The following is a 26358-nucleotide window of genomic DNA, read 5'->3' as shown; positions in this document are numbered from 1 at the left end:
TGAAGCGATGATTATAGGCATATTTTTCGGCCTCAATTCCGACCCCGGCAGGTGAACCAGCTCATCACAGAGCTTATATAGAGGCAAGCGGCCCGAGATGCAGAAAAGCCTCAGGACTTTTCAGTACTGAGGCTTTGAATCTGGTGGCCTGGGACGGAATCGAACCGCCGACACAAGGATTTTCAATCCTCTGCTCTACCGACTGAGCTACCGGGCCTTTTTCATCACCCTTGGATGCTGAAGCCACGATTATAGGCATACTTTTCAGCCTCAAATCGAAACTCGCGATTTTTTTGAAAATTAACCGCGGCGGTTGCGACCAAGGTCCACGCCCAGCTGTCGCAGCTTGCGATAGAGGTGGGTACGCTCAAGACCGGTCTTCTCCGCCACACGCGTCATGGAGCCGCCTTCGCGCGCCAGGTGAAATTCAAAGTAGGCCTTTTCAAAACCATCACGTGCTTCGCGCAGCGGACGGTCCAGGTCAAAGCCTTGGTGAGAGTTGGGCAAGTTGTCTTCAGCGGCCTGCGCGGTAATGCTTGCGGTGGCAGAAGGCGCTGTGCCGTTACTGCTTGAAGACGCGGCCTCAGCATTCTGGCTTGCTGTGCTACGAGCCAGACCCTGCTCCACTGCCTTGAGCAGCTTTTGCATGGTGATGGGCTTTTCGAGGAAGGAGAGTGCGCCGATGCGCGTTGCCTCGACCGCCGTTTCAATGGTGGCGTGGCCACTCATCATGATGACGGGCATAGTGAGCTGGCCTGCGGTCGCCCACTCTTTAAGCAAGGTGACGCCGTCCGTATCGGGCATCCAGATGTCGAGCAGAACCAGATCGTAGTTATGGGTTGCTCTGGATACGCGTGCCTGCGTGGCGTTTTCTGCCACGTCCACACTATGACCTTCGTCGTTGAGGATTTCCGACAACAAATCCCGGATCCCCAGTTCGTCGTCGACCACCAGTATGTTTGCCATGTGTCTAAAGCCTATTGCTGTGCATTGTCCAGAGGCGCAATCAAGCGTCCGCCTCTGTGCGATCGTTGGGTACAAATGATAGCGACACTCGCGCGCCTTGAACTACCCCGTCTTCCTCTCGATTACCCAGGTCTACTCTTGCGCCGTGTTCATCTGCAATTTTCTTGACGACAGCCAAGCCAAGACCCGTTCCGCGAGTTTTGGTGGTGACATAGGGCTCGAAAGCTCTTTGCAAAATATTAGGAGCAAAACCCGTGCCACTGTCGCTGATGCTCAGACGCACGCGCTGAGCCGCATCGTTCCAGCGGGTCTCGATTGTGACGGAGCCCGGAGTCTGCCCTGTTTCCTGGGCTCTCTGCGCAGTCGCATCTTGTGCATTTTGCAAAAGATTGTGGATGACCTGGCGCAATTGCTGGCTGTCGCCTTGAATCAAAGGGCAGGTTTCGTCCAGCGATACGTCCACACGCACCGTCGCATTCTCTTCACCATAGAGCTGCAAAACATCTGCAACCAATGCATTCAGGTCCAGCGGCTGTAAATTGGCGGCGGGCAAACGCGCGTATTCGCGGAACTCATCGACCAGCCGCTTCATGGCTGCAACCTGATCGACGATAGTTTTGACGGACTTGGTCAGCAGCGCCTGCTCTGTGGGCTGGAGCTTGTCCGTCAGCTTCATGGCCATGCGCTCGGCAGACAGCTGAATCGGGGTCAGCGGATTCTTGATTTCATGGGCGACGCGGCGGGCCACTTCGCCCCATGCCTGAGCACGCTGGGCCGAGACAATTTCTGAAATATCGTCAAACACCAGCAGGCGCTGGTCATCGGGAAGCTCTGCGCCGCGCATGACGAGGCTTGTGGTGTTGTGCACCACATCGCCATTGCCGCTGCCGCCATCGAGCTCATAAACCTGCTGCCAGCGGTCTCGGCCTTGCTCGCCAGAGACATCGCCAAGGAAGATATCGAACTGCTCCTGCACCACGCGGGCAAAGTCTTGCAGGCCAGAGACATCGCCCAGACGCTTGCCCTGAAACACCGCCATGGGCGCACGCAGAATGCGTGTGGCACCCGGGTTGCTGAGCACAATGCGCCAGTTTTTATCGAGCACGATGACGCCCGATGTGAGGTTATCCAGAATGGTCTGCAGATTGCTGCGTGCAGCATCTAGCTGGAGCAAGTTGCGGTTGGCGTCAGAGCGGGCATCGGCCAGCTGCTGCGTCATGACAGCAAAAGAGCGCGTCAGCCCGCCAATTTCATCCCCGGTTTGCAGCGCGGGTTTGGGGCGTAAATCCCCACGCGCCACATCACGCATGCCCTGCGCCAGCAGCAGCAAAGGCTTGGCCAGTTGATTGCCCAGCACCACGGCCAGCACCACCGCGCCAAACACGGCCAAAAACAGAGCCAGCGTAAGCGTTCCGATGTACATGCGCTGCAATCCAGCGCGAGCAAGTGCCCGCTCCTGGTATTCACGATTAGCCTCTTGCACAGCCAATGCATTGATGACCAGTGTCTCTGGCAGCGGGATCATGGCCTGCAGATAACGAGCTTCTTCCAGCAGGTTGACCGTCGAGCTAGGGACCAGCGCCAGCGTGCGCACCTTGGCATTGATAGCAGTTTTTTCGGCGGTCGCATCCCCTGCGTCATCGAGTCCTTCGATGCTGGCAACGGCACGCTGACCGCCTTGTTCACGCAAGTTGCGTAGCTGCTGGGGAGTGGGGCGATCGGGTGCCAAACTGAATTGCGATTGTCCAGCGCTGGCAATGGCTTTACCCGATGCATTCCAAAGCACCACATCCGTCGCACCAATCTGGTCACGAATGCGCTCCAGCATCAAAGCTGCACCAGCATCCGAAACCTGGGACAGCTGGATGCCCGCAGTACGGGTGTTGTTGGCCATGTCGTTGGCCACCGTATCCAGCGTAGAACTGGCCAGGCTCACACCCGCAGACAGTGCACCTTCAACTTTGACATCAAACCAGCTCTCGATGGAGCGCGAGACAAACTGGTAAGACACCACATAAATAAGCAAACCCGGCAGCAAACCCACCAGCATGAAGATGCCTGCCAACTTGAGCAGCAAACGGCTGCCAAAGCGCCCACGCTTGAGCCGCAGTGCCAGCCGCAGGCCGCCCCAAAGCAGCACCAGCAGCAGCAGACAGGCAGCCACCACATTGGCGGCAAACAACCAGTTGTAATTGCGTTCGTAAGCTAGGCGGTTGTTGGTCGCCATGGTCAGCAAGAACAGCAGCAAAACGCCGACCACCACCATCAGGACCACGCCCGAACCCACGGCCCAGCGCGTGGTCCGTGACCAGCGCCCTACAGTTGCCGTGCGGCCTTCCGCGTCCAGATGCTGAAACTCGGCCATCAGGGCGCTGCCTCCAGAGCCTGAGTGCGAGAGAGCTGCAAATTCCAGCCCGAGCGGCCCAGAGCGCCTATCTGCAAGGGTCTGGGCAGCGAAGAGAGATCGACTCGAAAGCGCAGTTGCACGGAAACACCAGAGGTCGAGCTGAGTTGCGCAGGCTCCAGAATCTTCCAGCGGTTAATGCGCTGAATGGCAGCCACAGCGTCTTCCAGTTGTTCATAGGTCTGCCCCAGCGCCAGCCCCGTCCCGGAGCTGGTGAAGGCAGTATTGGAGATATGCAGGCGCCAGCGCCTTGTCAGCGGCTGGTGCGTGAGGCGGAAGTACCGCGTTGCCACGCCCAGTTGCTGATCAGACCAGTACCAGCGCTCTCGCTGCACCTGTGCATCAGCAACGAAATACATGGGGATGCCCTGTCGTAGAGCATCTTCCACTTGGCCGGGCAACTCGAATTGCAGATTGGCAGAGAGGAAGAGGCCTTCATCAGTGCGGGTGAGCTGCATGGAGCTGATGTCGGGGATCACGGTATCGGCGTGTGCCTGCGTCAGGCTGCACCACAGCAGCAGCGCTGTAACGCAGGCCCAGGCCATACGCCGTACAGCCCCCGCCGCAGCGTTAGCGCGATTTTTCCAGCAGAGCGTAAAAAAAGCCGTCGTGATCACCTAAGGGATTGTCAGACACAGAGCCGTCTTTTGCCGAATTACCGGGCAATAAATGCCCCGGAGCAGGCAAGCTGGTCACTGTAGTGTTGCGCATAAGAAACGCTTGCATCTGCACATCGCCTTCGGACTTGAAAACGGAGCAGGTGCAATAAACCATACGGCCGCCTGGCTGCAACAGCGGCCACAGGGTATCGAGCAACTTGGACTGGATAGTGGCGAGCTGGGCCACATCGCTTTCGCGGCGCAACCAGCGCACATCGGGCTGACGGCGAACAATGCCCGAGGCCGTGCATGGCGCATCCAGCAAAATGGCATCAAAAGGCAGACCACCGCATTCAGACTCAAACCAGTCTTGAGGCTTAGAGGCATCGGCCACAACCACCTTGGCTTGCAGACCCAGACGAGCCAGCGTCTCGCCAATGCGGCGGGCACGCTCGGGTTCAATTTCCAGCGCTGTCACTTCAATGCTGCCGGGCGCGGCGTGCTCCAGCAGGTGAGCGGTCTTGCCGCCGGGGGCGGCACAGGCGTCCAGCACGCGCAGGGGGCGACCTTCAGGCAACACCATTCCGTCCAACAGCAAAGGCGCGGCGGCCTGCGCTGCACCGTCTTGTACAGAGGCCCAGCCTTCTTCAAAGTGCGGCAGTTCATGCACGGGAGCGGCATGCTCGAGTTGAAGGCCTGATTCAGCAACGGCTTTCGCATTCAAATTCATAGCTACCAGCGCTGACTGGTATTGCGCTGGTGTGCATTTTTGCGTATTCACACGCAAGGTCATGGGCGGCTGATCATTGTTGGCCGCCAGAATGGCCTGCCAATCCTGAGGATGGTCTTTTTTAAGGCGTGCTATCCACCAGGCGGGATGATTCCACACCGCAACCGGATCGCTTTCCGTGACCGAGACCAGTTCATCCCGCTCGCGCAAGAAACGGCGCAGGCAGGCGTTGATAAAGCCAGATTGCGCACGGGCGGCACCGTTCTTGGCGGCTTCAACGGCCTGATTGACCAGCGTGAACGGCGGATAAGGCGCATGGGCTTCATCCCATGCCAGTGCCAGAGCCGTGCTCAGCAAGGCGCTGACCTTGGGTGCAGGCGCACGCGATACCAGCTGCTTCTGCAGCGCCTGAGCACGACCCAGATTGCGCAGCACCTGAAACAGCAAAGCCTGCACCCCCGGACGCAACCGCTGCGGCACCTGTACCAGCACGGTCTTGCTGGACTGGCCACCCTGAATGCCATGCAGAGCCTTGGCCACTGCATCCAGCTGTTGCCACAGGGCAGGCGCATTGGGCGTGGCAGCACCTTGGCTGGCGTTCTTGGGTTTGGACGGCGTGGAAGTCATGAAATGCAGGCCTGAAAATTTTGAATCAATGAAAAACGCTCCCGTCTGCACAAGGCAGAGCGGGAGCGCGGTGCATCAGCAATGATCTGAAGCCGTTGCCAGCTCCAGATCAGGGCTTTGCTTACTCGGCCGATGCGTTGCCCGCAGGAGCAACTTCGGCGTCGTCGGACAGAACACCGGCAAGCTCAGCTTCTTCAGCCTCGGCAATGGCGCGGCGCTCGGCGTCGTCCATCTCGTCCTTGGCCTTGCGAGCCTGGTGGTAAGCCAGACCGGTACCAGCAGGAATCAGACGACCCACGATCACGTTTTCCTTCAGACCACGCAGTTCGTCGCGCTTGCCCATGATGGCAGCTTCGGTCAGAACACGTGTGGTTTCCTGGAAGGAAGCCGCAGAGATGAACGAGTCGGTCGACAGCGACGCCTTGGTAATACCCAGCAGCACGTTGGAGTACGTGGCAGGGATCTTGCCTTCGCGTTGCATGGCTTCGTTGGTGTTGAGCACCTCGGAACGCTCGACCTGTTCACCCTGGATGTAGGTGGTATCGCCAGAGTTCTCGATGATCACGCGACGCAGCATCTGGCGAACGATCACCTCGATGTGCTTGTCGTTAATCTTCACGCCCTGCAAGCGGTACACGTCCTGCACTTCGTCAACGATGTAACGAGCCAACTCTTCGATACCCAGCAAACGCAGGATGTCTTGTGGGTCGGCTGGGCCGTCCACAATCGATTCACCCTTGTTCACCACCTGGCCTTCGTGGACCAGAATGTTGCGTTCCTTAGGCACCAGCTCTTCAGAGACCTTGCCTTCCAGATCAGTGATCTGCAGGCGGATCTTGCCCTTGGTTTCCTTACCGAACGACACGGTACCGGTCATTTCTGCCAGAGTACCCTTGTCCTTGGGCGTACGGGCTTCGAACAGCTCGGCCACACGTGGCAGACCACCGGTAATGTCTCGGGTCTTCTGACCTTCAACAGGGATACGGGCCAGCACTTCGCCAGGGCCCACTTCCTGGCCGTCACGCACTTGAATCAGCGCGCCAACCTGGAAGCCAATCGTCACCGAGTGATCGGTACCGGGGATCTTGACTTCCTGATTGTTCGCGTCAATCAGCTTGACCTGAGGACGAACCACCTTGGCAGAGCCGCGGCGCTTAGGATCGATCACCACCAGAGTGGACAGACCGGTCACTTCGTCGACCTGCTTGGCAACCGTCAGACCTTCTTCCACATTTTCGAAATTCACGCGACCGGCGTATTCCGTAATGATGGGTCGAGTCAGAGGATCCCAGTTCGCCAGGATCTTGCCGGCCTTGATGGCTTCATCGGGCTTGATCGTCAGGATGGCGCCATAAGGCACTTTGTGACGCTCACGCTCACGGCCGTTTTCGCTGATCACGATTTCGCCGGAACGGGAAATCACCACCAGCTCGCCCTTGGTGTTGGACACATAGCGCATCGTGCTGTTGAAGCCGATGGAACCATTGGACTTGGCTTCCACGCTCGAAGCGATAGCCGCACGCGAAGCCGCACCACCAATGTGGAACGTACGCATGGTCAGCTGTGTACCGGGTTCACCGATGGACTGAGCAGCAATCACACCCACGGCTTCGCCGAGGTTGATCATGCCGCCGCGACCCAAGTCACGACCGTAGCAGGTTGCGCACAGACCAAAGCGGGTTTCGCAGGTCAAAGCAGTACGCACCTTGATCTCGTCCACGCCATGGGTTTCCAGCTCTTCCAGCAGGTCTTCGTCCAGCAAGGTGCCAGCAGGCAGCAGCACGGAACGATTTTCTGGGTGCAGCACTTCTTCGGCAGTGGTACGGCCCAGCACGCGGTCGCGCAGGGACTCGATCACTTCACCGCCTTCGACGATGGCGCGCATCAGGTAACCGTTGGAGGTACCGCAGTCTTGTTCGTTCACGACCAAGTCTTGCGTCACGTCCACCAGACGACGAGTCAGGTAACCCGAGTTCGCGGTCTTCAACGCCGTATCCGCCAGACCCTTACGAGCACCGTGGGTGGAGATGAAGTACTGCAGCACGTTGAGGCCTTCGCGGAAGTTCGCGGTAATAGGCGTCTCAATAATCGAACCGTCAGGCTTGGCCATCAGACCACGCATACCGGCCAGCTGACGAATCTGAGCTGCGGAGCCTCGGGCGCCGGAGTCAGCCATCATGTAAATGGCGTTGAACGATTCCTGGTCCACCACGTTGCCGTGACGGTCAGTGGTCTTTTCAACCTTCAGCTGGTCCATCATCACCTTGGACACGTCGTCACCGGCCTTGCCCCAGATGTCCACAACCTTGTTGTAGCGCTCACCGGAGGTCACCAGACCCGAAACGTACTGCTGTTCGATTTCCTTCACTTCGCCTTCGGCGCGTGCCAGGATGTCGGCCTTTTGTGGAGGCACCAGCATGTCATCGATGGAGATCGAGATACCAGCGTGGGTGGACAGACGGAAGCCGTTTTGCAGCAGCTTGTCCGCAAACACAACCGTTGCCTTCAGACCGCACTTGCGGAAAGAGGCATTGATCAGCTTGGAGATTTCCTTCTTCTTCAGCGCCTTGTTCATGTTGCTGAAAGCCAGACCCTTGGGCAGGATTTCAGACATCAGAGCACGACCCACAGTGGTTTCCACGAGCGAGGTCACAGGCTCGAATTCGCCCGATTCCTTGTTCTTGCTCCACTCCGTCAGGCGAACGCTGATCTTGGCGTGCAGCTCGGTCTCACCGGCGTCCAGAGCGCGTTGCAGCTCCATCAGGTCGGCAAACACCATGCCTTCGCCCTTGCCGTTGATCTTTTCACGCGTGGCGTGATACAGACCCAGCACCACGTCCTGAGAAGGAACGATGGAGGGTTCGCCCGAAGCGGGGAACAGCACGTTGTTAGAGGCCAGCATCAGAACGCGGGCTTCCATCTGTGCTTCCACAGACAAAGGCACGTGAACAGCCATCTGGTCACCGTCGAAGTCGGCGTTGAACGCAGCGCAAACCAGCGGGTGCAGTTGCAGGGCCTTGCCTTCGATCAGGATGGGCTCAAACGCCTGGATACCCAGACGGTGCAGCGTAGGCGCACGGTTGAGCATGATGGGGTGTTCCTTGATGACTTCTTCAAGGATGTCCCACACCACGGGCGTACCGGCTTCCACTTCCTTCTTGGCAGCCTTGATGGTCGTGGCAATGCCGCGCTGCTCGAGCTGCGCAAAGATGAAGGGCTTGAACAGCTCCAGAGCCATCAGCTTGGGCAGACCGCACTGGTGCAGCTTGAGGTAAGGACCCACGGTAATCACGGAACGACCGGAGTAGTCGACGCGCTTACCCAGCAAGTTCTGGCGGAAACGACCGCTCTTACCCTTGATCATGTCGGCCAGGGACTTCAGAGCACGCTTGTTGGCGCCCGTCATAGCCTTGCCGCGACGACCATTGTCCAGCAGCGAGTCAACCGCTTCTTGCAACATGCGCTTTTCATTGCGAGCAATGATTTCCGGAGCCTTCAGCTCCAGCAGGCGGCGCAGACGCGAGTTACGGTTAATAACGCGGCGGTACAGGTCGTTCAGGTCGGACGTCGCAAAGCGACCGCCGTCCAGAGGCACCAGAGGACGCAGATCGGGAGGCAGCACAGGCAGCACTTCCATCACCATCCAGCCGGGCTTGATACCAGACTTCTTGAACGCTTCCAGCAACTTCAGGCGCTTTGCATTCTTCTTGACCTTGACTTCAGAGCCGGTCAAGTCGTTGCGCAGGCGTTCGATTTCGATGTCGATATCGATGCCTTCCAGCAGGTCCTTGATGCCTTCAGCGCCCATCTTGGCGGTGAATTCGTCGTAGCCGTATTCGATCTGCTTAGCGTCGTAGTCGTCCTCGGTCATGATGCTGAACTTCTTCAGCGGAGTCATGCCGGGGTCGGTCACCACGTAGGCTTCAAAGTACAGCACGCGCTCGATGTCACGCAGCGTCATGTCCAGAACCAGGCCCAGGCGCGAAGGCAGGGACTTCAGGAACCAGATGTGAGCGCAAGGCGCAGCCAGGTCGATGTGACCCATGCGTTCGCGGCGAACCTTGGTCTGTGTGACTTCAACGCCGCACTTCTCGCAGATCACACCGCGGTGCTTCAGACGCTTGTACTTACCGCACAGGCATTCGTAGTCCTTGATTGGGCCAAAGATCTTGGCGCAAAACAGACCATCACGCTCAGGCTTGAAGGTACGGTAGTTAATCGTTTCAGGCTTCTTCACTTCACCAAAAGACCACGAACGGATCTTTTCGGGAGAAGCCAGACCAATTTTGATCGCATCAAAATGGTCGTCAGGCGTAAATTGCTTGAACAGGTCGAGTAGCGATTTCATGTAACTCTTTCCCTTTTCGTCAAAAATCATTGCAGCCACCGCTGGATTTGCCTTGGTTTGAGGAAAGAACCAAGCGCAAATCCTTTGTTTTCAAGCGGTTGCAGCTCTCTGTTTAATAGGCGTTAAGAACGCTCGAGCTCGATATCCAAGCCCAGAGAGCGGATTTCCTTGACCAGCACGTTGAACGATTCGGGCATGCCCGCTTCGATCGAGTGCTCGCCCTTGACGATGGACTCGTACACCTTGGTACGACCCACCACGTCATCGGACTTCACAGTCAGCATTTCCTGCAGCACATATGCGGCGCCGTAAGCTTCCAGCGCCCACACTTCCATTTCACCGAAACGCTGGCCACCGAACTGAGCTTTACCGCCCAGAGGTTGCTGCGTAACCAGCGAGTAAGGACCTGTGGAGCGGGCGTGCATCTTGTCGTCGACCAAGTGGTGCAGCTTCAGGTAGTGCATGTAGCCGATGGTGGTCGGACGCTCAAAGCGCTCGCCAGTACGGCCGTCATACAGGTAGGCCTGAGTGCGGGGTTCGGTCAGGCCCTTGGCCTTTGCGACGTCCTCAGGATAGGCCAGTTGCAGCATGTCCTTGATTTCGGCTTCAGAAGCACCATCAAACACAGGGGTTGCGAAAGGCACGCCCGTGGTCAATTCCTTGGCCATGGACATGACTTCACCGTCGTCGAGGTGAGACAGCTCTTCCTTGCGACCGCTGCGGTTGTAGATCTCTTCCAAGAAGGCGCGCACTTCAGCAGCACGGGCTTCCTTTTGCAGCATGTCACCGATGCGCTGGCCCAGACCCTTACCGGCCCAGCCCAAGTGCACTTCCAGCACCTGACCGATGTTCATACGCGAAGGCACGCCCAGCGGGTTCAGCACGATGTCAGCGGTGGAGCCATCAGCCAGGAAAGGCATGTCTTCCACGGGAGTGATCTTGGAGACCACACCCTTGTTACCGTGACGACCGGCCATCTTGTCACCAGGCTGCAGACGACGCTTGACGGCCAGGTACACCTTGACCATCTTCAGCACGCCAGCTGGCAACTCATCGCCTTGCGTGAGCTTCTTGCGCTTTTCTTCGAACGCCAGGTCAAACGTGTGACGCTGCTGCTCGATGGAGTTCTTGATGGACTCCAGCTGAGCGGCCACATCGTCTTCTGCAGGACGAATATCGAACCAGTGGAACTTCTCCACGCCGTCCAGATACGCCTTGTCGATCTTGGCACCCTTGGACAGTTTCTGAGGACCACCGTTGGCCACGCGGCCAGTCAGCAGCTTCTCGATACGGTCAAAAGCGTCAGCTTCAACAATACGCAGCTGGTCGTTCAGGTCCAGACGGAAGCGCTTCAGCTCATCATCAATAATTTGCTGAGCACGCTTGTCGCGCTGGATGCCTTCACGCGTGAACACTTGTACGTCGATCACGGTGCCCGAAGAGCCCTGATCCACACGCAGAGAAGTGTCCTTCACGTCGGAAGCCTTCTCGCCGAAGATGGCGCGCAGCAGCTTCTCTTCAGGCGTCAGCGTGGTTTCACCCTTAGGAGTGACCTTGCCCACCAGCACATCGCCGGGTTGCACTTCTGCACCCACGTAGATAATGCCCGACTCGTCCATGCGGTTCAGTTGCTGCTCGGACAGGTTGGGAATGTCGCGTGTGATTTCTTCGGCACCCAGCTTGGTGTCGCGAGCCATCACAACGAGTTCTTCGATGTGGATCGAGGTATAGCGATCGTCAGCCACGATGCGCTCGTTGATCATCACCGAGTCTTCGTAGTTGTAGCCGTTCCAGGGCATGAACGCGATCAGCATGTTCTGGCCGATAGCGATTTCACCCAGATCGGTCGAAGCGCCGTCAGCCAGCACATCACCCTTGGCCAGCTTATCGCCACGGCTGACGATAGGACGCTGGTGAATGTTGGTGTTCTGGTTGGAACGCTGATACTTGATCAGGTTGTAGATGTCCACGCCAACTTCGCCAGCAACGGCTTCGTCGTCGTTCACACGGATCACGATACGGGTCGCGTCGACGTAGTCAACGATACCGCCACGCTTGGCCGTCACCACAGTGCCGGAGTCAACCGCAGCAACGCGCTCGATACCGGTACCGACCATGGGCTTTTCAGGGCGCAGCACAGGCACAGCCTGACGCGACATGTTGGCGCCCATCAAGGCACGGTTCGCGTCATCGTGTTCCAGGAATGGAATCAGCGAAGCAGCAACCGACACGATCTGAGCAGGCGACACGTCCATGTACTGAACGCGTTCGGCCGACACCAGAGTGGAGTCACCCTTTTCACGGGCCGACACCAAATCACCCACCAGATTGCCAGCGGCATCCAGCTCGGCATTCGCCTGGGCGATCACGTACTTGCCTTCTTCGATGGCCGACAGGTAGTCGATGTCCATCGTGACCTTGCCATCCACCACGCGACGGTACGGGGTTTCAATGAAACCGTACTCGTTCAGGCGGGCGTACAGAGCCAGCGAGTTGATCAGACCAATGTTTGGACCTTCAGGCGTTTCGATAGGGCAAACGCGACCGTAGTGGGTCACGTGCACGTCACGCACTTCAAAGCCTGCACGTTCGCGAGTCAGACCACCTGGGCCCAGAGCGGAAACACGACGCTTGTGCGTGATTTCTGCCAGAGGGTTGGTCTGGTCCATGAACTGCGACAGCTGCGACGCACCGAAGAATTCCTTCAGAGCAGCCGAGATGGGCTTGGAGTTGATCAGGTCGTGAGGCATCAGGGGCTCTTGCTCAGCCTGACCCAGACGTTCCTTCACCGCCTTTTCGATACGAGCCAGACCGGTGCGGTACTGGTTCTCGGCCAGTTCGCCCACGCAACGCACGCGGCGGTTGCCCAGGTGATCGATGTCATCGACTTCGCCACGGCCATTGCGCAGGTCCACCAGAATCTTGACCACAGCCAGGATGTCTTCGTTGGACAGCACCATGGGACCGGTCGCGCCTTCGCGGCCGATCTTGGCGTTGAACTTCATGCGGCCCACGCGCGACAGATCGTACGTGTCAGCGTTGTAGAACAGGCGCTGGAACAGCGCCTGCACTGCATCTTCGGTTGGCGGCTCGCCGGGACGCATCATGCGATAGATGGCAACGCGGGCAGCGAACTCGTCCACGGTTTCATCGGTACGCAGAGTCTGCGAGATGTAAGCGCCTTGATCCAGTTCGTTGGTGTAGATGCACTGAACATCTTGCACACCAGCGCTGCGCAGCTTCTTGAGCAGCGCTTCGGTCAGCTCTTCGTTGGCCTTGGCAATGATTTCGCCAGTGTCAGGGTCAACGATGTTCTTGGCCAGCACACGGCCCAGCAGGAAGTCTTCAGGCACGCTGACGAACTTGGTGCCAGATTGCTCCAGTTCGCGAGTGTGACGCGCAGTGATGCGCTTGTCCTTGGCGACGACAACCTTGCCAGCCTTGTCGGTGATGTCGAAACGAGCGACTTCGCCCTTCAGACGATCAGCCACAAATTCCATCTGCGCACCGCTGTCCATCAGGCGGAAGTTGTCGTTCACGAAGAACGTCGCCAGGATGGTTTCAGGTGTCAGGCCAATAGCCTTGAGCAGAATGGAGACAGGCATCTTGCGACGACGATCAACGCGGAAGTACAGCAAGTCCTTGGGATCGAACTCGAAGTCCAACCAGGAGCCGCGGTAAGGGATGATGCGTGCCGAGAACAGCAGCTTGCCCGAGCTATGGGTCTTACCCTTGTCGTGTTCAAAGAACACGCCGGGCGAACGGTGCAGCTGAGACACGATCACGCGCTCAGTACCGTTGATGATGAACGAACCCTTTTCGGTCATCAGGGGCACTTCGCCCATGTAGACCTCTTGCTCCTTCACTTCCTTGACCACCTTGGACTGTGATGTCGAAGACTCACGGTCATAGATGATCAGCTGAACCTTGGCGCGCACAGCGGAAGCAAATGTCAGACCACGGGTCTGACACTCACGAACGTCGAAAGCGGGTTTGGCGAGGTTGTACTCGACAAACTTCATCTCCACAAAACCATTGTGAGAGACGATAGGGAAAGCGGAATTGAAGGCCGCTTGCAGGCCATCAATGGTGCGTTTTTTGGGGGCTACATCTGCCTGCAGGAATGCTGTATAGGCATCTTTTTGCATCTGCAGCAGATAAGGCACTTCGAGCACGCTATCGCGGCTCCCGAAGCTTTTGCGGATTCGCTTGCGTTCGGTATAAGAATAGGCCATGAGATCTCCGGGCAAAGACATGAGTCCTGGGTCTGCGACGACTGCCCCACAGGGGATCACCCTGCGGGCTTGGCGGTTGGCCACTACCAACCATGGCTGACGGCGATGCGTTGCACACCGCCCGAACCAAGGCATCTTCTGCTGTCGGATTGTCAGAAGACACTAAAAAGCAGACTCCCAAAGAAACCTGCTTTCTGGTGTGTTCTTTCAGCGCGTTCCACAAGCGCCAAAGGCTGGAGACCCTTTTAAGAGTCTCCAGCCCTTGATTTTACTGAATTACTTCAGTTCAGCCTTAGCACCGGCTTCGATCAGCTTCTTCACAGCAGCTTCAGCGTCAGCCTTGGCAACAGCTTCCTTGACAGCCTTAGGAGCGCCGTCAACCAGATCCTTAGCTTCCTTCAGGCCCAGGCCAGTGATTTCACGCACAGCCTTAATCACGGAAACCTTGTTCGCGCCAGCTTCCAGCAGCATGACGTTGAACTCGGTTTTTTCTTCAGCTGCAGCAGCGCCGCCAGCAGCGCCGCCAGCAGCGGGAGCAGCCATAGCAGCGGCGGACACGCCAAACTTCTCTTCAATAGCCTTGACCAGGTCGTTCAGTTCCAGAACAGTCATGCTGTCCAGGGCGGTCAAGAATGCGTCTTTATCGAATGCCATTTTGATTTCCTAAAATTTGTTGGTTACTTGCCGAGCGCTTAGGCTTCGGCTGTTTCGGCTGCCACTTCGGCAGAGCCTTCGCTCTTCTTTGCCGCCAGAGCGCCCAGCACAACGGCTGTACGCGACATGGGGGACATAAGCAAGCCGCACACTTGTGCCAGCAGAACTTCCTTGGAAGGAATGCTAGCCAGTTGCTTCACACCGTCCACGTCCAGGGCTTTGCCACCGAAAGCGCCACCGCGAATCACCAACTTGTCGTTGGTCTTCGCGAAGTCGGCCACCACCTTAGCGGCGGCCACTGCGTCTTCAGAGAAGCCATAGATCAGAGGACCAGTCATCTGGTCAGCCACCACGTCAAACGCGCTACCGGCGACAGCACGGCGGGCCAGGGTGTTCTTCAACACGCTCAGGCTCACACCCTTGCTGCGAGCATCAGCACGCAGTTTGGTCATGTCGGCGACCGTGATGCCACGGTATTCCGCGATCACAAGCGTTTGAGCTTTAGCGGCGAGGCTGGTCACTTCGTTGATGACCGCTTCTTTCTCACTGCGATTAAGACTCAAGGTCTACTCCTTAAATGCACACTCAGGACAAGTCCCTCATGCGCGCTCTTGTTGCAGCGACCAACTGTTTAGGAAAGAATTCCATCTGCAGCGGGATCGCCATCTGCGTTGGCCTTCGTGATTAAGTGATCCAATCACACCAACGGTCTTGGATGACCTGCAAGAGCAACAACTCCTGCAGCCCACCACACCAGATGAGCCAAGCTCATCTGACGATTTCTAGCAATTACGCCGAGATGGATTGTGTATCGACGCGAACGCCCACACCCATAGTCGACGACACTGCCACCTTGCGCAGGTACTGACCCTTGCTGGTAGCAGGTTTAGCCTTGTTCAGGGCGTCGATCAAAGCAGCCAGGTTACCCTGCAGCTTGTCGGAGTCGAACGAGCGACGGCCGATGGTGCCGTGGATGATACCGGCCTTGTCCACGCGGAACTGCACTTGACCAGCCTTGGCGTTCTTCACAGCCGTAGCGACGTCAGGAGTCACAGTGCCAACCTTTGGGTTAGGCATCAGGCCACGTGGGCCCAGGATCTGACCCAACTGACCCACAACGCGCATAGCGTCAGGAGCAGCGATCACCACGTCGAAGGGCATGTCGCCGGCCTTGACCATAGCGGCCAGGTCGTCCATACCGACCACGTCAGCGCCAGCAGCCTTGGCTTCTTCAGCCTTGGCACCTTGTGCGAACACAGCCACGCGCGCAGTCTTACCGGTACCGTGAGGCAGCACAACAGCGCCGCGAACCACTTGGTCAGACTTCTTAGCATCCACGCCCAGTTGAACAGCCACGTCGATGGATTCATCGAACTTGGCAGTTGCAGCTTCCTTCACCAGCGCCACAGCGTCAGCGAAAGCGTACAGCTTGTTGGAATCAACCTTGCCCTGGAGAGCTTTTTGCTTCTTGGTCAACTTGGCCATTTACACGCCCTCCACAATCACGCCCATCGAACGGGCAGAGCCAGCCAGCGTACGCACAGCAGCGTCGACGTCAGCGGCGTTCATGTCCTTCAGCTTGGTGTTAGCAATTTCTTCCAGCTGAGCACGAGTGATCTTGCCAACCTTGTTCTTCAGAGGATTCGAGGAACCCTTGTCCAGCTTGATAGCCTTCTTGATCAGAACAGTTGCGGGAGGCGTCTTGATGATGAACGTGAAGCTCTTATCAGCAAAAGCCGTGATCACCACAGGCAAAGGCAGACCTGGCTCGACACCTTGGGTCTGGGCGTTGAACGCCTTGCAGAATTCCATGATGTTGAGGCCACGCTGACCCAGCGCAGGACCGATGGGAGGGGAAGGGTTGGCCTTACCAGCTGGCACTTGCAGCTTGATGAAGCCGACGATTTTTTTCGCCATGTTGAGCTCCTTACGGGTATAACGCCACATGCAACCCGTGCAAGCAGCTCCCCGAGGTTTTTGACTCTATAAAAAAGCTTCGCGTTGAGTCAAAAAACGCGAAGCCCTAGATTCTATTGCGAATCTCAAGTTTTCTCAACTTGAGAGAACTCCAATTCCACAGGAGTTGCCCGGCCAAAGATAGTGACCGATACGCGCAAACGATTCTTCTCGTAGTTAACTTCTTCAACCGAGCCATTGAAGTCTGCGAACGGACCTTCCTTGACGCGGATCAGCTCACCGACCATGAACTCGACCTTGTGCCGCGGCTTTTCAGTGCCTTCCTGCATCTGGTCGACGATCTTGCGAATTTCTTCTTCAGAGATGGGCGCAGGACGATTCTTCGCACCACCAACAAAGCCAGTCACCTTGCTGGTGTGCTTGACCAAGTGCCAAGTGTCATCTTCCATGACCATCTCGACAAAGACATAGCCTGGGAACAAGCGGCGATCTGTAGTGCGGCGCACGCCATTGCGCATTTCCACCACTTCTTCAGAAGGCACCAGAATGCGGCCAAACTTGGACTGCATACCCGAACGCGCAATGCGCTCGGTAATATTACGCTCGACAGCCTTCTCCATACCTGAATAGGCATGGACGATATACCAGCGAAGATCGGGATTGGCGGATGCCGCTGCCCCACCATTCACATCTGTTTCGACAGTATCAGCCATTACTTCCTCCAGCCCAAAATCAGGTCGTACAAGACCCATTCAAGCGTCTTATCGGTGAACCACAAGAACAAGGCCATCACCACTACAAAGGCAAAGACATACAAAGTCATTTGCATCGTTTCTTTGCGGGTTGGCCAGACGACCTTCTTCACTTCACGCCAGGCATCACGGGCAAAGCCGATGAAACGCTTACCTGGCTCAGAGATCAGAAAAACGAATGCAGACAACACCAGACCAACGATCAAGGCCGACCATTGCACCAGTGCACCTTGCTTGCTCAGCAGATAAAAGCCAGCAATAGAAGCAACAACTAAAGCCGCAACTGCGGCAATTTTTGCTTTGTCAGCCATGGAGCTGACTGTTTCAACCTGAGTAGTGGCCATATTTCGTTTCAAATGCACAAAACTTGTGCAATTTCAAGACACAAAAGCCCGCCAAAGGCGGGCTCTCGTTGATTCCACCATTAAGAGGTGGCAGGGGCAGTAGGAATCGAACCTACAACCTTCGGTTTTGGAGACCGACGCTCTGCCAATTGAGCTATACCCCTACAAATCTATTATGCAATGATCTTGGCAACCACACCGGCACCAACAGTACGACCACCTTCGCGGATAGCGAAGCGCAGACCTTCTTCCATGGCGATAGGAGCGATCAGCTTGACAGTGATCGACACGTTATCACCAGGCATCACCATTTCTTTGCCTTCTGGCAGTTCGATGGAGCCGGTCACGTCAGTTGTACGGAAGTAGAACTGAGGGCGGTAGTTGTTGAAGAAAGGAGTGTGGCGACCGCCTTCGTCCTTGGACAGCACATACACTTCGGAAGTGAACTGTGTGTGGGGCTTGATGGAGCCGGGCTTGGCCAGAACTTGGCCGCGCTGAACGTCTTCACGCTTGGTGCCGCGCAGCAGCAGGCCAACGTTATCGCCAGCTTGACCTTGGTCCAGCAGCTTGCGGAACATTTCCACGCCAGTGCAGATGGTCTTCTGTGTATCTGTGATACCGACGATTTCGATTTCTTCGCCGACCTTGATGATGCCGCGTTCGATACGGCCAGTCACCACAGTGCCGCGACCGGAAATCGAGAACACGTCTTCCACGGGCATCACGAAGGCGCCGTCGATAGCACGCTCGGGAGTGGGGATGTATGTGTCCAGAGCTTCAGCCAGACGTAGGATAGCGGGTTCACCCTTTTCGGATTGGTCGCCTTCCAGAGCCAGCTTGGCGGAGCCACGGATGATAGGAGTGTCATCACCGGGGAAGTCGTACTTGGACAGCAGCTCGCGCACTTCCATTTCGACCAGCTCCAGCAGTTCTTCGTCGTCCACCATGTCGGCCTTGTTCAGGAACACGATGATGTAAGGAACGCCAACTTGACGCGACAGCAGGATGTGCTCGCGAGTCTGGGGCATGGGGCCGTCAGCAGCGGAGCAAACCAGGATAGCGCCGTCCATCTGAGCCGCACCAGTGATCATGTTCTTCACATAGTCAGCGTGACCGGGGCAGTCAACGTGAGCGTAGTGACGAGCAGCAGTTTCGTACTCAACGTGCGAAGTGTTGATCGTGATACCACGAGCCTTTTCTTCGGGAGCGTTGTCGATCTGCGAGTAATCCTTAGCTTCGCCGCCGAAGTGCTTGGACAGCACGGTAGCGATAGCAGCAGTCAGAGTGGTCTTGCCGTGGTCAACGTGACCGATGGTGCCCACGTTAACGTGGGGCTTTGTGCGCTCGAATTTTTCTTTTGCCATTTTTCCGACTCCGAAAAAACTAATTGACTACAAGATGATTTCGGCGCTACCCCATAAGTGAGTGCACCAGAAAATGGTGCCCATGGCGGGAATCGGACCCGCGACCTCTCCCTTACCAAGGGAGTGCTCTACCACTGAGCCACATGGGCAATGAAGTTGCCAAGCAACTTCAAAAGAATTTTTGCTCGCAAACTGGAGCGGGAGACGGGAATCGAACCCGCGTCATTAGCTTGGAAGGCTAGGGTTCTACCATTGAACTACTCCCGCACAGATTCACTACTGCACGTAATTACCATTCTAGGTAATCGCTCTTCTTCACCATTGCTGGTGGAGGGGACAGGATTCGAACCTGTGTACGCGTTAGCGGGCAGATTTACAGTCTGCTGCCTTTAACCACTCGGCCACCCCTCCGAAGAGATTTGAATTATAGCATCGTTTTTTTAACTCAAAAAGAAATCTGAAATTTCTTTTTGTTTATCTAACTTAGCTTGGCGCGGCTGGCGGGGATCGAACCCACGACCCTTGGCTTCGGAGGCCAATACTCTATCCACTGAGCTACAGCCGCGAACCCGTTAGATCGCTTGCACAACCAACAACAATTCAACAGGCGCAATTATGCACGGGTTTAAGCACCAAAATTACAAACTCACTCGAAATCCTAGTCCGGACAAATAGACATCCACCGACATCGACCCAATCTTGAGCAATGAGAAACTGCCCTCGGTAAGAGTCCAGCCATGGATGAGACCCACAAAAAGGGAATGCAGACCTAGCGCAGCCTCCTCGGGCGACACTTGCAACTGCACCGACTGCTCTTCGGCAGCTGCGGCCAAATCTCGCGCAAACTTCTCGCGAGCCTCACATGAATTTTTAACGTGTTGCAAGCGCACATCGGCTAGCTCTCCAACATATTCCATCTTGAAGAGCGCCGTCTCAAAGACCTTGCGCCTGCGCACATCCTCATCCAGACTCTCGAATACGTGCTGAATAGAGTGACGGATACGCTCTAACGGTGGCAACTCGGCATAGCGGTCGTCGCAGATTTCATCGAAAGGCAAACATATGCGCCCCAGCATGGAAACAAAGACATCCATCTTGTCCTTGAAATGCCAATACACCGCCCCTCGCGTCGCCCCTGCACGCAGCGCAATATCCCCAAGCGATGTTCGGGACACGCCTTTTTCAAAAAACACCTCTTCTGCCGCATCCAGCAGCTTGGTGCGCGTCTCATCTGCTTCTGCCTTGGTTCTTCGAGCCATTACTCACCCTTTTCATTACTCGCCCGCAGCAATGCACGACGAGATCCGCTTGCTTTACCCGCTTTTACACAGGTTTTTCAATTATACATTTATGCATGTATGTATAATTTCTTCAAGACTGATGCACAAAGTTTCCCTTAGGGATTACTCTTAAATGAGCGCTCCGACCCGGACTGCGCTCTTTTTTCTTTTCCACAATGTCAACCGGAAGGACGTTCATGCACCCGATGTATGAAGAACACAAGGCTCTCGACAATCAGCCCAAATTTGCCGCCTCCTGCACACGCTCCATGGCCATAAGCCTGAGCCTGATCGCAGCTTTGGGCCTTGCCGCCTGCGGTGACAAAAAAGAAGATCCTCAAAAAGCACAAGCTGCAGCACAAGCGCAGCCACCCGAAGTGGGAGTGGTTACGGTAACTCTGCAAAGCTTGCCTTTGATTTCTGACCTACCCGGCCGCCTCGAAGCCTCCCGTATTGCACAAGTTCGCGCCCGTGCAGCAGGTATCGTGCAAAAGCGTCTGTTCCAAGAAGGCTCTGACGTAAAAGCCGGCCAGGTACTTTTCCAGATCGACAACACGCCCTACAAGGCCAACCTGCAAAGCGCCCAAGCCACACTGGCACAAGCTGAAGCCAATCTGGCTCAGGCCTCTGCCACGGCTCGTCGTTACAAGCCCTTGGTTGAGGCCAATGCCATCAGCAAGCAAGAGTACGACACCGCCATCGCCAACGAAAAGGCAGCGCTCGCTCAAGTAGTCGCAGGCAAGGCCGCAGTGACTAATGCCAACGTCAACCTTGGCTATGCCAGCGTAGCAGCTCCCATCTCCGGCCGAATCGGTCGTGCACTGGTAACTGAAGGCGCACTGGTTGGGCAAGGCGAAGCCACGCAACTGGCAACCATTCAGCAGGTCAACCCGCTGTATGTGAACCTGACCCAGTCGTCCTCTGAAATCATGCGCATGCGTGAAGCGTTGGCTTCTGGCAAGTTAGCAAAAGTAGGTGACAACGCAGCCCGTGTCCACGTCTATTTGGACGATGGCAAGCAGTACGCCCACGCCGGCAAGCTGCTGTTCACCGACCTGACCGTGGACCCGACAACCGGCCAAGTCAGCGTGCGTGCAGAGTTGCCCAACCCTGATGGAATGCTGCTGCCCGGCACCTATGTACGCGTGCGCCTGGAGCAAGCTCAGATTGAAAATGCTGTACTGATTCCTCAACAGGCCGTAACTCGCAATGAAAAAGGCAACTTTGTCATGGTCGTTGCCGAAGATGGCTCGGTAGCCCCTCGCCCTGTGCAGATCAGCCAGTCCAACGGCAACAACTGGGTTGTGACATCCGGCCTGAAGAATGGCGAAAAAGTCATGGTCGATGGCTTGATCAAGGTTGGCATGGGTGCCAAGAAGGTCAAACCTGTGGAATTTAATGCCACCCCAGCCGCTCAGCCACAGCCGGCCCCGGCTGCACCAGAAGCACCCGCGCAAGACAAACCTGCAGCGGCGGCTGAAGGCGCTGGCGACGCTCAAACGGCTAAATAACAGGCATACGATCCATGTCTAAGTTTTTCATTCACAGACCGATCTTTGCCTGGGTGATTGCGATTTTCGTGATCATTGCGGGCGTGATCTCCATCACAAAGCTACCGATAGCGCAGTTCCCATCGGTCGCGCCCCCCACTATCAACGTGACAGCGACCTACCCAGGCGCTACGTCACAAACCATGACCGACTCTGTACTGCAACTGATCGAGCGCGAAATCAACGGCGCGCAAGGTCTGATGTATATGGAGTCCTCGGCACCTGCGGGTGGTCAAGGTACCCTGACCGTCACTTTTGCCCCCGGCACCAACCCTGACCTGGCTCAGGTGGACGTGCAAAACCGCCTCGCTCGTGTTCTGCCCCGTCTGCCGCAGGTGGTTCAGGCACTTGGCGTGCGGGTCGACAAGTCCATGAGCAACTTCCTGATGATTCTGGCTTTTCAAGCAGCATCCGGGGAGACCTCGCGTGACGACATCGCCGACTATGTAAACCGCAATGTCGTGCCTGAAATCCAACGTCTGGATGGCGTGGGTAAGGCACAGCTGTTTGCTGCGGGTCGTGCCATGCGCGTCTGGATCGATCCAGCCAAGCTGCAAGGCTTTGGGCTGTCGATTACATCCGTCAATGCAGCCATCGCCGCGCAAAACCAGCAAATTTCTGGTGGCGCTTTGGGTGACCTGCCCAGCACCTCGGGCACAAGCACCACGGCAACCATTGTCGTACCTGGCCAACTGACAACACCTGAGCAGTTTGGTGAAGTCGTGCTGCGCTCCAACTCTGATGGCTCAACCGTGCGTCTAAAGGATGTGGCACGCATCGAGCTGGGTATCGAAAGCTACGCCTTCGAGTCCCGTCTGGATGGCAAGCCTGCCGTGGCTATGGCTGTACAGCTGACGTCGACTGCCAACGCCATGGCAACGGCCACACTGGTCAAGGCCAAGATGGCCGAGATGGAACCCTTCTTGCCTACCGGCGTGAAATGGTCTTCGCCCTACGACACCTCCAAGTTCGTGAAGATTTCCATCGAAAAGGTGGTGCACACGCTGATTGAAGCCATTGTGCTGGTGTTCATCGTGATGCTGATCTTCTTGCAGAACATCCGCTACACCTTGATTCCCACGATCGTGGTGCCTATTGCGCTGCTTGGCACCTTTGCCGTGATGCTGATGGTCGGCCTGACCATCAACATTCTGGCCATGTTCGCAATGGTGCTGGTGATTGGTATCGTTGTTGACGATGCCATCGTGGTCGTGGAAAACGTCGAACGCATCATGTCCGAGGAAGGCTTGTCGCCCAAGGATGCCACCATCAAGGCCATGGGCCAGATTCAAGGTGCCGTGGTCGGCATTACCGTGATTCTGGTGACTGTGTTCCTGCCACTGGCTGCGTTCTCCGGCGCAACCGGCAATATCTATCGTCAGTTCTCGCTGGTGATGGCTATCTCAATCTTCTTCTCCGGCTTCTTTGCGCTGACGCTGACGCCCGCGCTGTGCGCCACCATGCTCAAGCCCATACCCAAGGGCCATGCACACGACAAAAAGACCGGCCTGCTTGGTCCGTTCTACAACTGGTTCAACCGCAAGTTTGAAGCAGGTACGCAGCGCTATTCCTCCGCACTCTCCAGTGTGGTCAAACGCTCCGTACAAGCCTTCATCGTCTACCTGATCGTCATCGCGGGCGTGATCTTCATGTTCATGCGACTGCCAACCGCTTTCCTGCCCACCGAAGATCAGGGCTACGTCATCTCGCTGACGCAGCTGCCTCCTGGTGCCAGCCTGGAGCGCACCAGCAAGACCGTTGCAGAACTGGAGCAATTTGTACTGAGCCAGCCTGAAGTCGATCACATCGTCAGCATTCTGGGCTTCAGCTTCATGGGTCAGGGTCAGAACGTGGGCCTTGCGTTCACCACACTCAAAGACTGGACTCAACGAACCGCCCCCGGCTCGGATGCCAAGTCTTTTGCTGGTCGCACCATGGGCGCCATGTCCAAGCTGCGCGATGGCTTCATCTTCACGCTGGTACCGCCGTCCATCTCTGAGCTGGGCAATAGCGACGGCTTCACCTTCCGCCTGCAAGACCGCAGCGGCAAGGGCCATGCTGCACTGCTGGAGGCCCGCAACCAGCTGATTGCCAAGGCCAACCAGAGCAAGGTGCTGGCTGGCGTACGCTTTGATGGTGTGGATGACGCTCCACAATGGAAGGTCGACATCAACCGCGATGCCGTCTATGCCCAGCGCGTCAACATGAGCGATCTGGCCTCCACGCTGGCAACCGCCCTGGGTTCGTCCAACTCCACGGACTTCCCCAACAACGGGTTCATGCAACGCGTGACCATTCAGGCCGATGCAACTCGCCGCATGCAGCCTGAAGACGTGATGCGTTTGACCGTGCCCAACGCACAAGGCCAACTGGTTGAGCTGTCCACCATGGTCAGCGCCAAGTGGATCAGCGGCCCCATGCAGCTGACCCGCTACAACGGCTACCCTTCCATGAGCATTACGGGTCAGGCCAAGCCCGGCTTTACCAGCGGTGATGCCATGAAAGAAATGGAACAGCTGGCCAAGGATCTGCCTGAAGGCTTCGGCTATGAATGGACAGGTCAGTCGCTGGACGAAAAGAAGGCTGGCTCCTCCGCCATGCTGCTCTACGCGTTCTCTATTCTGGCCGTGTTCCTGTGTCTGGCTGCCCTGTATGAAAGCTGGAGCATTCCACTGTCCGTGCTGCTGGTCGTGCCCTTGGGCGTGTTCGGCGCGGTGGCCGGTGTGCTGATGCGCGGCATGCCTAACGACATCTACTTCCAGGTGGCGCTGATTACGGTCATTGGTCTCTCGGCCAAGAACGCCATTCTGATCGTGGAGTTCGCCAAGGACCTGCATGCCGAAGGCAAAACCGCACTGGAAGCCGCACTGGAAGCAGGTCACCTGCGTTTCCGCCCTATTCTGATGACCTCGCTGGCCTTTATTCTGGGTGTGGTGCCTCTGTACATCGCCTCGGGTGCCAGCGCAGCCAGCCAGAAGGAAATCGGTACCGGCGTGTTCTGGGGCATGGTGATTGGCACGCCAATCTCCGTCTTCCTGGTGCCTGTGTTCTTTGTGACCGTGTTCAATCTGTTTGGCAAAAAATCCAAGCAAGACACCAACGCCAATTCCCCGGCAGCAACTTCTGCAGCACAGGGAGGCTCGCAACATGAATAAGACCTTGCTACCCGTAGCACTGGCCGGCGCGCTGCTGGCCAGCGGCTGCTCCTTCATCCCCACGCTGGATCGCCCTGCCGCCCCGGTGGCAGAGCATTTCTCTGCCGCCAATGAGCAGGCGGGCGCTACAGCCGCGGCGGATATTCCCTGGCAACAGTTCTTTACAGACCCGCGTCTGCAGCAAGTCATCCAGCTCGCGCTGGACAACAACCGCGACCTGCGCGTGGCTGTTCTCAATATCGAGAAAGCTCAGGCCCAGTACCAGATTCAGCGTGCAGCCCAGTTCCCTGAATTCGGCGTTGCTGGCAGCGCCAGCCGCCAGCCCAGCACCATCACGGGCCGCTATGGCAACTCGTACATGGTGGGCTTGTCCATGCCCAGCTGGGAGATTGACTTCTGGGGCCGCATCGGCAGCCTCAAGCAGCAAGCTCTGGCCCAGTATCTGGCGACAGAAGAAGGCCGCAAAGCCGCGCAGATCAGCCTGATTGCCAATGTCGCCAACACCTGGCTCAACCTGCAGGCGGATGAAGAGCTGCTGGCCATTTCACGCCGCACTCTCAGCACACGCGAGCAGTCCATCAAGCTGACCAAGCTGCGCTTGGATGCAGGCGTGACTTCCGAGCTTGACTACCGCCAGGCTCAGTCGCTGACCGAGAGCGCCCGCGCTACGCTAGCTCTGCAAGCCGGTCAGCGCGAGCGTGATGTCAATGCCTTGACCCTGCTTGCAGGCCAGTCCCTGCCTGCCGATCTGCTGAGCAGCATGCAAGACAAACAGCTGCGCGAGCTGCCTGCGCTGGCCGATGTGCCTTCGGGCCTGCCCTCTGAGCTGCTGCTGCGCCGCCCTGACATCCGTCAGGCCGAGCAAAGCATGATTGCGGCCAACGCCAGCATTGGCACGGCGCGCGCGCTGTTCTTCCCGAACATCTCGCTGACCGCATCGGCGGGTTTTGTGAACTCGAAAGTTTCTGACCTGTTCAGCTCGGACTCTGCCGCCTTCACCATTGCGCCCTCGCTGTATCTGCCCATCTTCAACGCTGGCCGCAACCGCGCCAATTTGCAAGTAGCAGAGGCCAACGAGAAAATTGCCGTGGCGCAATACGAGGGCTCCATCCAGTCTGCCTTCCGCGAAGTGTCTGACACGCTGGTGAACCGCCGCTCCCTGAAAGATCAGCTCGACGCCCAGTCGCGCCAGCTGGAAGCCGAGCAGGTTCGCTACAAGCTGTCTGACCTGCGCTATACCAACGGCGTGGCCAGCTATCTGGACTTGCTGGATGCACAGCGCTCGCTGTTTGCACTGGAGCAATCCGTGGTGCAAGTGCGCTTGGCGCAGCTGCAAAACCAGGTCAACCTCTACAAGGTTCTGGGTGGCGGTTGGACTGAGCCTGTGGCCAGCAACAACGCTGCGGCCCCAGCGACGGGCACCCCATAAGCTG

Annotated in this window: 17 protein-coding genes and 6 tRNA genes; 3 read left to right on the top strand and 20 right to left on the bottom strand. The window is 57.0% G+C overall.

Translation table 11 applies throughout. The features are described 5' to 3' along the window. Positions 1-141: 141 nt before the first annotated feature. The 20 genes from CLU84_RS21060 to CLU84_RS20965 all read right to left on the bottom strand — a co-directional run bounded on the left by CLU84_RS21060 (position 142) and on the right by CLU84_RS20965 (position 20199). Positions 142-217, bottom strand: a tRNA-Phe gene (locus CLU84_RS21060). Positions 218-300: 83 nt separating this feature from the next. Then, the gene (locus CLU84_RS21055) at positions 301-966 is read right to left on the bottom strand and encodes a response regulator (RefSeq protein WP_099739927.1); all 666 of its coding nucleotides are present in this window, start codon (positions 964-966) and stop codon (positions 301-303) included. A 40-nt stretch (positions 967-1006) separates the two neighbouring features. Beyond that, complete coding sequence (locus CLU84_RS21050; protein ID WP_099739926.1) at positions 1007-3331, bottom strand: ATP-binding protein; 2325 nt, start codon at positions 3329-3331, stop codon at positions 1007-1009. Further along, complete coding sequence (locus CLU84_RS21045; protein WP_099739925.1) at positions 3331-3915, bottom strand: DUF4390 domain-containing protein; 585 nt, start codon at positions 3913-3915, stop codon at positions 3331-3333. Before CLU84_RS21045 ends, CLU84_RS21050 begins: the two co-directional genes overlap by 1 nt. Positions 3916-3940: 25 nt before the next feature. Beyond that, a complete protein-coding gene (rsmB, locus tag CLU84_RS21040) occupies positions 3941-5326 on the bottom strand; it encodes a 16S rRNA (cytosine(967)-C(5))-methyltransferase RsmB (RefSeq protein WP_099740095.1) in 1386 nt (461 codons plus the stop codon). Positions 5327-5447: 121 nt separating this feature from the next. After that, the gene (gene rpoC, locus CLU84_RS21035; protein WP_099740094.1) at positions 5448-9674 is read right to left on the bottom strand and encodes a DNA-directed RNA polymerase subunit beta'; all 4227 of its coding nucleotides are present in this window, start codon (positions 9672-9674) and stop codon (positions 5448-5450) included. Between the two features lie 122 nt (positions 9675-9796). After that, positions 9797-13909, bottom strand: coding sequence for a DNA-directed RNA polymerase subunit beta (rpoB, locus tag CLU84_RS21030; protein ID WP_099739924.1), 4113 nt, complete (start codon positions 13907-13909; stop codon positions 9797-9799). Positions 13910-14185: 276 nt separating this feature from the next. After that, positions 14186-14563: a 50S ribosomal protein L7/L12 gene (gene rplL, locus CLU84_RS21025; RefSeq protein WP_099739923.1), complete on the bottom strand. Its 378-nt coding sequence runs from the start codon at positions 14561-14563 to the stop codon at positions 14186-14188. 38 nt (positions 14564-14601) lie between these two features. Then, positions 14602-15126 (bottom strand): 50S ribosomal protein L10, encoded by a 525-nt coding sequence (rplJ, locus tag CLU84_RS21020; RefSeq protein ID WP_099739922.1) that lies wholly within the window; start codon positions 15124-15126, stop codon positions 14602-14604. 226 nt (positions 15127-15352) lie between these two features. Continuing rightward, positions 15353-16048, bottom strand: a complete 696-nt coding sequence (gene rplA, locus CLU84_RS21015; protein ID WP_099739921.1) for a 50S ribosomal protein L1 — start codon at positions 16046-16048, stop codon at positions 15353-15355. Beyond that, entirely contained in the window at positions 16049-16480 is a 432-nt protein-coding gene (gene rplK / locus CLU84_RS21010; RefSeq protein ID WP_012202438.1) for a 50S ribosomal protein L11, read from the bottom strand. 125 nt (positions 16481-16605) lie between these two features. Continuing rightward, positions 16606-17193, bottom strand: coding sequence for a transcription termination/antitermination protein NusG (nusG, locus tag CLU84_RS21005; protein WP_099739920.1), 588 nt, complete (start codon positions 17191-17193; stop codon positions 16606-16608). Beyond that, a complete protein-coding gene (gene secE / locus CLU84_RS21000) occupies positions 17193-17576 on the bottom strand; it encodes a preprotein translocase subunit SecE (protein ID WP_099739919.1) in 384 nt (127 codons plus the stop codon). The genes nusG and secE overlap by 1 nt, the downstream gene beginning before the upstream one ends. Positions 17577-17664: 88 nt before the next feature. Next, a tRNA-Trp gene (locus CLU84_RS20995) sits at positions 17665-17740 on the bottom strand. Between the two features lie 9 nt (positions 17741-17749). Continuing rightward, on the bottom strand, positions 17750-18940 hold the full coding sequence (gene tuf, locus CLU84_RS20990; RefSeq protein ID WP_099739918.1) for an elongation factor Tu: 1191 nt from the start codon (positions 18938-18940) through the stop codon (positions 17750-17752). A gap of 74 nt (positions 18941-19014) precedes the next feature. Beyond that, positions 19015-19089, bottom strand: a tRNA-Thr gene (locus tag CLU84_RS20985). Between the two features lie 44 nt (positions 19090-19133). Continuing rightward, positions 19134-19207 (bottom strand) — tRNA-Gly (locus CLU84_RS20980). A gap of 58 nt (positions 19208-19265) precedes the next feature. Further along, positions 19266-19351: transfer RNA gene (locus CLU84_RS20975), tRNA-Tyr, on the bottom strand. 78 nt (positions 19352-19429) lie between these two features. Further along, positions 19430-19505: transfer RNA gene (locus CLU84_RS20970), tRNA-Arg, on the bottom strand. 73 nt (positions 19506-19578) lie between these two features. Next, positions 19579-20199: a TetR family transcriptional regulator gene (locus tag CLU84_RS20965; RefSeq protein ID WP_099739917.1), complete on the bottom strand. Its 621-nt coding sequence runs from the start codon at positions 20197-20199 to the stop codon at positions 19579-19581. Positions 20200-20426: 227 nt separating this feature from the next. Between CLU84_RS20965 and CLU84_RS20960 the strand changes: the two genes are divergently transcribed. The 3 genes from CLU84_RS20960 to CLU84_RS20950 are packed head-to-tail and all read left to right on the top strand — an operon-like array spanning position 20427 to position 26354. Continuing rightward, positions 20427-21731: an efflux RND transporter periplasmic adaptor subunit gene (locus CLU84_RS20960; RefSeq protein WP_199173825.1), complete on the top strand. Its 1305-nt coding sequence runs from the start codon at positions 20427-20429 to the stop codon at positions 21729-21731. Positions 21732-21745: 14 nt separating this feature from the next. Then, a complete protein-coding gene (locus CLU84_RS20955; protein WP_099739915.1) occupies positions 21746-24925 on the top strand; it encodes an efflux RND transporter permease subunit in 3180 nt (1059 codons plus the stop codon). Continuing rightward, entirely contained in the window at positions 24918-26354 is a 1437-nt protein-coding gene (locus tag CLU84_RS20950; protein WP_099739914.1) for an efflux transporter outer membrane subunit, read from the top strand. Before CLU84_RS20955 ends, CLU84_RS20950 begins: the two co-directional genes overlap by 8 nt. The last annotated feature ends 4 nt before the right edge of the window (positions 26355-26358 follow it).

Origin of the sequence: Comamonas sp. 26 (assembly GCF_002754475.1) — a bacterium.
GTDB lineage: Bacteria > Pseudomonadota > Gammaproteobacteria > Burkholderiales > Burkholderiaceae_C > Comamonas.
Note: the sequence above shows the minus strand (reverse complement) of the source record. Positions and strands in the feature narration are given on the sequence as shown.